This is a genomic window from Microbacterium resistens NBRC 103078 (assembly GCF_001552355.1).
Lineage (GTDB): Bacteria > Actinomycetota > Actinomycetes > Actinomycetales > Microbacteriaceae > Microbacterium > Microbacterium resistens.
This window is the reverse complement of record NZ_BCRA01000141.1, coordinates 1-10249: the sequence shown is the minus strand read 5'-3', so window position 1 is coordinate 10249 and position 10249 is coordinate 1. Positions and strand designations below refer to the sequence as shown.

Below are 10249 nucleotides of genomic sequence, written 5' to 3'. Positions count from 1 at the left end.
AGCCGGCACCCGCCGCCGAGCCCGAGACCCAGCGCAGCACGTTCGAGCTCGCCGTGGAGCGGATGAGCGGCCGCGGCCCGGCCGCGCACCAGGTGTGGCTCCCCCCGCTGGAGACGCCCACCACCCTGGACGCGCTGTTCGGCGACCTCGTCGAGGACCCGCAGCTCGGGCTCGTCTCGCCGCGCTGGCGTGCCGTCGGCGGGCTCACCGTGCCGCTCGGCATCGTCGACGTGCCGCTCGAGCAGCGCCGCGAGAACCTCGTCGTCTCCCTGGGCGGCGCGGCCGGGCACATGGCGATCGTCGGGGCGCCGTTGAGCGGCAAGAGCACCCTGGCGCGCACCACCGTCGCCGCCCTCGCGCTGACCCACACGCCGCGGGAGGTGCAGTTCTTCGTCATCGACTTCGGCGGCGGCAGCTTCGCCGGCATGCAGCGCTTCGCGCATCTGAGCGGCCTGGCGACGCGGTCCGAGCCCGATGTGGTGCGCCGGACGGTGTCGGAGATCACCGGCCTGCTCAACCGGCGCGAGGTGTATTTCCGGCAGAACGGCATCGACTCGATCGACACCTACCGCCAGCGGCGGGCGCAGGGCCTCGTCGACGACGGCTACGGCGACATCTTCCTCGTCGTGGACGGATGGGGGACCCTGCGCTCCGAGTTCGAGCTGCTGGAGCCGCAGATCCAGGCCATCGCCGCCCGCGGCCTCACCTACGGCGTGCATGTGATCCTCACCGCCGCCCGGTGGATGGAGGTGCGCGCCAACATCAAGGATCTGATCGGCACCCGCATCGAGCTCCGGCTGGGGGACCCGAGCGACTCCGAGGTCGACCGCAAGGCGGCGGCGAACGTCACCAGTCTCCCCGGACGGGGACTCGACGCCCGCGGGCTCCAGATGCTCACCGCGATCCCCCGCGTCGACGGGGTCGAGGACGCCTCGACCCTGGCCGACGGCATCGCGCAGCTCGTCGAGCGGGTCGGCGCGGCATGGCCGGGCCCGGCAGGACCCAAGCTGCGACTGCTCCCGGAGCGCATCACCCATGCCGAGCTGCGGGCCCTCGCCGCGGAGCGCGGCGGAGGCGTGGAGCCGCGGGAGATGCTCCTGGGCATCGACGAGGCCGATCTCGCCCCGGTCTCGATCGACCCGATCGCCGAGCCCCTGCTGTACCTGTACGGCGACGCGGATTCCGGGAAGTCGTCGATGCTGCGCGGCGTCGTCCACGAGATCATGCGGCTGTACGGGCCGAAGGAGGCGAAGATCTTCGTCGTCGACTACCGGCGCGCGCTGCTCGGCGAGATCCCCGAGGACTACCTGGGGGCCTATCTCACCTCGCACGAGCTCGCCGAGGGCGGCATGGGCGAGCTGGCGGCGTTCTTCCGCAGCCGCATGCCCGGGCCGGACGTCACGCCCGAGCAGCTGCGCAGCCGGTCGTGGTGGACGGGGGCGGAGGGGTTCGTGCTCGTGGACGACTACGACCTCGTCGCCACGTCGCAGGGCAACCCGATCGCGGTCCTCGCGCCGCTGCTGGCGCAGGCGGGGGACCTCGGCCTGCACGTCATCCTCACCCGGCGCACGGGCGGGGCGAGCCGCGCCGCGTACGATCCGATCATCCAGCGGATGACCGATCTCGGCGCCACCGGCATCCTCCTCAGCGGGAATCCCGAGGAGGGCCAGCTCATCGGCAAGGTGAAGCCGGTGCCGGCGATCCCGGGCCGCGCGCAGATCGTCAGCCGGGACCGCGGCGTGATCGCCGCGCAGATGCTTTGGGTGCCTCCGCAGTACGGCTGAGCAGGCTCCCGCGCGGGCGCCGTCGCCCGATGAGGGATGCCGATGGGGAGAGCTCCCCATCGGCATCCCTTAAGGCGGCGGTTAGGATGTCCTCCGGGTCCTCGCGTCCTCCGCCATCCTCGGCGGAGCGATCGCGCGGTCTCGCCATGCCGACCGGAGATCAGCAGAGCGCAGGGGGATTGCGTCGTGAAGTCGTTGCGATGGGGCCGTGCACGCCCGAAGACGATCGCGTCGATCGCGGGCGTCACCGTGGCCGCCGTCGCGGTCACCGGCATGGCGCTCGCGTACGAGGGAAACCCCACCGCCGAGGTCGATCTGCACGACGGCGGCGTCTGGATAACGAAGAGCTCCAGCATGCTCGTGGGCCACTTCAACAACGAATCCCGCGTGCTCGACGGCGGTCTGCGCGCGGCCGGCGACCAGTACGACGTGCTGCAGGACGGCGGGACGGTCCTCGTCTCGGACACGAGCGCCTCGACGCTGACCGCCGTGGACCCGGCGCGCGTCGCGATGAACGACTCCGTCCCGGTCCCCGGCGGCGCGAAGATCGCGCTCGGCGGGACGACCGTGGCGATCCTGGAGCCCAAGGAGGGCAAGCTCTGGGCGGTGCAGGCCGGCGGCCTCGGCGCCTTCAAGGCGGCGGGCAGCGATCCGGTCGCGACCCTCGGTAAGGGCGCCGACGTGGCCGTGGGGCAGGACGGCACCGTGTACGGCGTGTCCGCCGAGGACGGCACGGTCGTGACCGTGGCCATGAGCCCGCAAGGCGAGGCGGAGAAGCCGTCCTCCACTCCGATCGAGCTCCCGAAGGACGCCGAGCCGCGCATCACCGTGGTCGGCGCCCGTCCCGTGGTGCTGGACGCCGCGTCCGGCGCGCTGCGCGGCCCGGGGATCGAGGCGGAGATCGAGGACGCCGACGGCGCCGTGCTGCAGTGGCCGTCCGCGGACGCGCCGGGCGTCACGATCGCGACCACGAAGAGTCTCGTGACCGTGCCCTTCGACGGCGCGGAGCCGGTGGTCCGGGAGGCCGGCGGCGAAGGGGCGCCGGCGGTTCCCGCGGTGGTGAAGGGCTGCGCCTACGGCGCGTGGGCCGGCTCCGCCCGGTTCGTCCGCGACTGCGCAGGAGGTGACGCCGATCTCGAGGCGGCCATCGAGGGCGCCGAGGGCAGCACCTCCCTCACGTTCCGCGTGAACCGCGACGTCGTCGTGCTCAACGACATCATCGGCGGCGCGGCCTGGCTCGCCGCCGACAGCCTGCAGCGCGTCGACAACTGGGAGGTCATCACTCCGCCCGAGGGCGAGTCGGAGGACAACCAGGAGACGTCGGAGGAGACGGTCGAGACGACGCTCCCCGAGCGCAGCGAGCAGAACACCCCGCCGATCGCGACGGACGACGAGTTCGGCGTGCGCCCGGGCCGCACCACGCTCCTGCCGGTCCTCGACAACGACACCGACGCGGACGGGGACGTCCTCGTCGCCGCCCTGGAGGGGGATCAGCCGAGCCTGGGCCGCGTGGAGCCGATCAACAACGGCGGAGCCCTCCAGATCGCCGTCCCCGAGGACGCCACGGGCGGCGGGTCCTTCCGCTACGGCATCGACGACGGGCGCGGGGGCACGGCGCAGGCGAACGTCCAGCTCTCCGTGCACGACTGGAGCGTCAACGCCGCCCCCACTCCGAAGCGGACCACGTCCCTGGCGGTCGAGACGGGCGGCACGGTCTCGTACAACGTCCTGCCGGACTGGATCGACCCGGACGGCGACGACGTCTACCTCAAGGCGGTGACCGCGGCCGAGGGCGACGAGGTGGACTTCACCACGGACGGGCAGATCACCTACCGCGCGGTCGCGAGCCTGCAGGGGCGCAAGGACATCGAGATCGTCGTCGCGGACGGGCAGAACGAGTCGGCCGTGGGCGTGCTCCGCCTGGACGTCCGGCCCGCGGGCTCCACCATGCCCAAGACGAACGCGGACCACGTCGTCACGCGTGCGGGGGAGTCCGTCACGGTGGCCCCGCTGACCAACGACACCAGCTCCGGCCGGGAGGCGCTGCGCCTCGCCCGGATCGACGAGGTCCCCGGCGCGACGATCACACCGGACTTCCCGAACAAGACGTTCACCTTCCAGGCGGACGCCCCCGGGGTGTACTACGCGCAGTACCTCGTCAGCGCGGGCCCGAACGCGGTGCCGGGCCTGGTCCGCGTCGACGTGCTGGACAAGTCCCAGGAGGATCTGCCGCCCGTGGCGGTCCGCGACGTGGCGCTGCTGCCGACCGGTGGTGACGTGCTCGTGGGCGTGCTGAACAACGACACCGAGCCGTCCGGCGGGATCCTCGTGGTGCAGTCCGTCACCGTGCCCCCGCAGAGCGGCATCAGCGTGTCCGTGCTGAACCACGAGACGCTGCGGATCACCGACCAGGGGGCCCTCGAGGACCAGGTGCGGATCAGCTACCGCATCTCCAACGGCTCGAAGACGGCCGAGGGCGACGTGATCGTCATCCCCATCCCGGCCCCGGAGAAGCTCCTGCCCCCGGTCGCGAACGACGACCAGGTGGTCGTCCGCGCCGGTGACGTCGTCAACATCCCCGTGCTGGACAACGACACGCACCCGAACGGGGACGCGCTGCACCTCGCGCCGGACCTCGTGGAGCCCTTCGTCGACCCCGCGGACGGCGAGGCGTTCGTCTCCCAGGACCTGCTCCGCTTCCGGGCCGGGCCCGAGGCGAAGACCGTCTACGCCACCTACGAGGCGATCGACACGACGGGGCAGAAGGACGCCGGGTACGTGACCATCCAGATCCTGCCCCTGGACGCGGAGGAGAACACGGCCCCGCGCCCGAAGGACATCACGGTCCGTGCGCTGAGCGGCTCCAGCGTCCGCGTCGCGGTGCCGCTGGACGGGCTGGACGCCGACGGCGACTCGGTGGAGCTGTTGGGCCTCGCGTCGGCGCCGAAGAAGGGCGAGGTCTCCGAGGTCGGGACCAACTACCTCGTCTACGAGGCGTTCGCGGACTCCGCGGGCGCGGACACGTTCACCTACCGCGTCCGGGACCGGCTCGGCAAGGAGGGCACGGCGTCGATCCGCGTGGGGATCGCCCCGGGGACCGACACGAACCAGGCGCCGTACGCCGTCAAGGACTCGATCATCACCCGGCCGGGGCGCACGGTCGCGGTGCCGGTGCTGGCCAACGACTCCGACCCCGAGGGCGACGCGATCGGCCTCGTGACGGACGGCGTCGAGGTGCCCGACGTGGCGGGGCTGTCCGCCGAGGTCTCCGGCGACCGCCTGCTCGTCACCGCGCCCGACTCCCCGATGGAGACGTCGGTGCAGTACACGATCGCGGACGAGCGCGGTGCGACGGCCACGGCGCCGCTGCAGATCACCGTGGCCGAGGACGTGCCGCTGGTCGCGCCGATCGCCCGCGACGACCGCGTGCTCGTGGAGGACGTCACCGACGACCTGACCGTCGACGTCGCGGTGCTCGACAACGACGAGGACCCGGACGGCGTCGTGGACGACCTCGAGCTCGAGGTCGAGGACGGAGGGGTCATCCGGGGCGACCGGTCGATCCGGGTCACCGTGGGCGAGGAGCGCCAGCTCATCCGCTACACCGTGACCGATCTCGACGACCAGCAGGCCTCGGCGTTCATCTTCGTCCCGGCCCGCGACGAGCTGCGCCCGACGCTGCGCTCGACGAAGCCCGTCGAGGTCAAGAGCGGGGAGCGCGTCGACCTGCCGCTGTCGGAGTACGTCACGGTCGCCGGCGGCGGGACCGCGCGGATCACCGAGGCGGCCAAGGTGAGCGCGGTGAACTCCGACGGCTCGTCGCTGATCAAGGACGAGACGACCCTGACGTACGCGTCCAAGAACCGCTACTTCGGCAGGGACGCGCTGACCTTCGAGGTCACCGACGGCACCGGGCCGGACGACCCGGAGGGACGCAAGGCGACGCTGACGATCCCGATCTCGGTCCTCCCGCCCGACAACCAGCCGCCGACGTTCACCAACGGCGAGGCCACCGTCGCCCCCGGCGAGCAGCCGGTGACGGTGGACCTGGCCGCCCTCACCGAGGACCCCGACCCGGACGACATGAAGGGCATGGCGTACACCCTGGTCGGTCAGCCCCGCGGGGGCATCACCGCACGCATCGAGGGCTCCACGCTGTCCGTGGAAGCGGGCTCCAGCGTGCCGAAGGGCACGACGGGGACCGTCCGCATCCGGGTCGACGACGGCACCACCGACCCGATCGAGGGCTCGATCTCGGTCACGGTCTCGGCCTCGACCCGGCCGTTGCCGGTGGCGAACGAGGACACCGTGCCCCAGGCGGACCAGGGCAAGGAGATCTCGATCCCGGTCCTCGCGAACGACGTCAACCCGTTCCCGGAGACACCGCTGGTGATCACCGCGGCGAACGCCGAGACGGGCAGCGGCACCGTGCGGCGTGACGGCGACAACATCGTCGTCCAGCCGGCAGCGACCTACGTGGGGCCGCTGATCGTGCGCTACCGGATCCAGGACGCCACGAAGGACCCGGATCGCGAGGTCGACGGGCGCATCGTCATCACCGTGCAGGGCGTGCCCGACGCCCCGAGCACCCCGCGCGTCACGAGCGTGCAGGACCGCACCGCCGTGCTGTCCTGGTCCCCGCCGGCGAACAACGGCGCCGAGATCACCGGCTACACGGTCACCTCGCTCGCCGGGAACTACAGCAAGGCCTGCACCTCGACGACGTGCACGCTGGACGGGCTGACCAACAACGTCGAGTACACGTTCCAGGTCGTCGCCACGAACCGCGTGGGCGACAGCGAGCCCTCGCGCCCGTCCGAGGTGGCGCGTCCGGACGCGCGGCCGGACACGCCGAACCCGCCCGCGCTGAAGTTCGGCGACAAGTCCCTCGGCATCTCGTGGGCGACGCCGTCCACCCCGGGCTCGCCGGTCTCGTCCTACACGCTGGAGATCTCTCCCGCGCCGCCGAACGGCGTCGCGACGAAGACGGGGATCACGGGCAACTCCTACACGTGGGAGGGCCTGGAGAACGGCGCTTCGTACCAGGTGCGCGTGCGCGCCCACAACCGCGCCCCCGAGCCGTCGAGCTGGAGCGCGTGGTCGGCGGACGAGATCCCCGCGGGCCCTCCGGGCGCGCCGGGCACCCCGACCGCGAAGAGCGCGCCCTCCGTCGGCGCCGAGGCGCAGATGACCGTGAGCTGGGAGGCGGCCTTCGCCAACGGCGACGCCGTCGACTCGTACGAGGTCCAGGTGGTCCGCGGCGGCACCGTCGTGCAGACCGTGCCGCGCGTCACCGGCCTCCAGCAGACGGTGACCGTCGACACCTCGACGACCGACTACACCTTCCGCGTCCGTGCGCACAACAAGGCGGGCTGGGGCGCGCTGTCCGGCGCCTCCAACCCGCAGCGCGCATTCGGCACGCCGGGGCAGCCGAAGATCACGGCGACGGCGGAGGGCGACGGGTACGTCGAGGTGCAGTACGCGCTGGAGGACACGAACGGGGCGAACCCGGGCGAGGTCCACTACGAGTACAGCATCGGCAACGGGTGGAGCCGGGACTGGGACGGCACGCGCATCGCGGCCGCCAACAACGGCGGGTATCGCGTGCAGGTGCGGGCCTACTCCGCCGTCGGCGGCCAGGAGTCGCAGCCCGGTGAGCCGTCCGCGGCAACCGACGAGCTGCGGCCGTTCGGCCCGGTGAATGACCCCGGTGCCACGGCGACGAACCTCGGCACGTCGGTCCGGCTGACCTGGTCGGCCCCGCCGGACAACGGCCGCACCATCCAGGTCATGCAGATCAGCATCGACGGGGGTGCGTGGGAGAACGTGGGGCGCGACGGCTCCCGCGACGTCGGCAACGGGTACCAGCAGCGCCACACGATCGCGGTGAAGGCCATGGACACCGAGGGACAGTGGTCCCGGGAGATCTCGGCGTCCGCGGTCACGAACGATCCTCCCCCTCCGCCTCCGCCCGCCGAGGCCTGGCTGACCCGTCGGAAGGGGGACACCCCGAACTGCGGGAACTCCTCCTGCGGCCTCTACGTCGTGAACACGAAGAACTTCCCCGCGGGCAACTACCTGGTCACCTGCATGATCGACGGCGCGATGATGGGCGGCGGATACCGGCCGGACGTGGTGTACGTCCCGTCGGACGGCAAGGTCAACCTCACCTGCTACCAGGGGTTCCCCGAGTCCATGGCCTCGGTGAAGATCGACGGCTGGGGCGAGACCACTCCCGTCAAATGGAAGAACGTCCCATGGGCGTGATCCCGCGCGGCGACGCGCGGACGCCCCGCCTTCCTTCCCCCACGCCCACGCGCTTCACCACGCACACGAGAGGAATCCCCTCCTGATGACCATGACCCCCGAACAGGCCGCCTGGTTCCAGGGCACGTTCCAGCGCCTCGTCGACAACGTCGACCGCGCGCTCCAGGGCAAGCGCGACGTGGTGAGCCTCGTGCTGGCCTCGATGCTCGCCGAGGGCCACGTGCTGCTCGAGGACGCGCCGGGCACCGGCAAGACGAGCCTCGCCAAGGCGCTCGCCGCCACCGTGCAGGGAACGAGCACGCGCATCCAGTTCACGCCGGACCTGCTGCCCTCCGACGTGACCGGCGTGACGATCTACGACCAGCAGTCGCACACCTTCACCTTCCACCGCGGGCCGGTGTTCGCCTCGATCGTGCTGGCGGACGAGATCAACCGCGCGTCGCCGAAGACGCAGTCGGCGCTGCTGGAGGTCATGGAGGAGTCCCGGGTGACCGTGGACGGCACGGCCCACGAGACGGGGCGCCCGTTCCTCGTGATCGCGACGCAGAACCCCATCGAGCAGGCGGGCACCTACAAGCTGCCCGAGGCGCAGCTGGACCGTTTCCTCATCAAGACCTCGATCGGCTACCCCGACCTCGACGTGACCGCGGCGATCCTCGCCGGCTCCGCCGACCGGAACCCGTCGGCGCACCTGACGCCGATCATCACGACGAACGCCGTCGCGGACATGGCCGACCTGGCCGCCTCCGTGCACGTCGAGCCGGCGGTGCTGCGCTACATCGCCGAGCTCGTCGAGGCCACACGCGCCGACGGGGCGATCCGGCTGGGCGTGTCCGTCCGAGGCGCGCTCGCGATGGCCCGGATCGCGAAGGTCTGGGCGGCGGCGCACGGGCGTCACTACGTCCTCCCCGACGACGTCAAGGCGCTCGCCCGCCCGGTCTGGATGCACCGGCTCCTGCTGGACGCGGAGGCGGAGTTCTCCGGCACCACGGCCGAGACCGTGATCGCGCGGGTCGTCGACGCGGTCCCCGCGCCGCAGGCCCGCACCGCGGCCTGACCGCCGGCCGTCCCCGAGTCCCCGAACGGAGCCCCGTGAGCATCGAGACCGCCGCCCCCGAACGCGAGGCGGGCTGGCGCGACGTCGCCGCCCTCGTCCTCGCGCGCGTCGGCGCGCGTCTGCGTGCCGTGACGGCGGTGTTCCGGCCGCTCGCCTGGGTGCTGGTCGGCCTCGCGCTGGGGCTCTGGATCCTCGGCCGCGTGCTCGGATGGTCGGAGCTCACCATCGCCGCCGTGGTGATCGCCGCCGCTCTCGCGCTGTGCGCGCTGTTCCTCATCGGCCGGACGACGTACGACATCCGCCTGGACCTCGCCCGCACGCGTGTCGTGGTCGGGGAGCGCGCCTACGGCGGACTCCTGCTGTCCAATCCGGGGACGCGCGCGATCCTGCCGTCCCGCGTGGTGCTGCCCGTCGGCGCCGGTCGCGGCGAGTTCGGCATCAAGCGCCTCGCGCCCGGCGAGGAGGCCGAGGAGCTGTTCGCGATCCCGACCCAGCGCCGCGGCGTGGTGCAGGTCGGACCGGTCAGCATCGTCCGCGGCGATCCGCTGGGCCTGTTCGAGCGGGCGCATCGCCGCGACGAGCCGCGGGACCTGTACGTGCACCCGCGGACCATCCTCTTCGACGGCCAGTCCCTCGGCTTCCTCCGGGATCTCGACGGCCTCCCCGCCGCCGACCTCTCGCGCGACGACGTGTCGTTCCACGCGCTCAACGAGTACCAGCCGGGCGATGACCTCCGTCGCGTGCACTGGCGCTCGACGGCGCGCACGGGCACGTTGATGGTCCGCCAGTACGAGGAGACCCGGCGGTCGCACTTCGTCATCGGGCTGAGCCGGTCCGCCGGCGACTACGCCGACCCCGACGAGTTCGAGCTCGCCGTGTCGCTGGCCGGGTCGGTCGGGCTCCGCGCGATCCGCGACTCCCAGCACGTCGAATTGCGGGTGCAGGGGCGAGCCCTCCCCGCCGGCACCGGCAAGCAACTGCTGGATTCCCTGGCCGGAGTCGAGTCGTCCCGCCCGCGCGAGGGCGGCATCGCGACGCTCGCCGGCGTCGTGGCGGCGAACATGCCGCTCGCCAGCGTCGTCGTGCTCGTGTGCGGCGGGCGCGTGGATCCGGAGGACCTGCGCGCCGCGTGCGCGCGGCT

Annotated in this window: 4 protein-coding genes; all 4 read left to right on the top strand. The window is 72.3% G+C overall.

The annotated features are described in order from the left end of the window. A partial coding sequence (gene eccCb / locus MR1_RS17325; RefSeq protein WP_084344869.1) for a type VII secretion protein EccCb occupies nucleotides 1–1784 on the top strand: 1784 nt, incomplete at its 5' end. Between the two features lie 186 nt (nucleotides 1785–1970). After that, entirely contained in the window at nucleotides 1971–8051 is a 6081-nt protein-coding gene (locus MR1_RS17320) for an Ig-like domain-containing protein (protein WP_067249899.1), read from the top strand. Nucleotides 8052–8136: 85 nt separating this feature from the next. Further along, nucleotides 8137–9108, top strand: coding sequence for an AAA family ATPase (locus MR1_RS17315; protein WP_067249895.1), 972 nt, complete (start codon nucleotides 8137–8139; stop codon nucleotides 9106–9108). Between the two features lie 35 nt (nucleotides 9109–9143). After that, nucleotides 9144–10249: DUF58 domain-containing protein (locus tag MR1_RS17310; protein ID WP_067249893.1), on the top strand; the 1106-nt coding region annotated here is incomplete at its 3' end.

Bases quoted from the DNA above. Each gene is read 5' to 3' on its own strand.
- MR1_RS17315 (WP_067249895.1), top strand. From the start codon at position 8,137: ATGACCATGACCCCCGAACAGGCCGCCTGGTTCCAGGGCACGTTCCAG.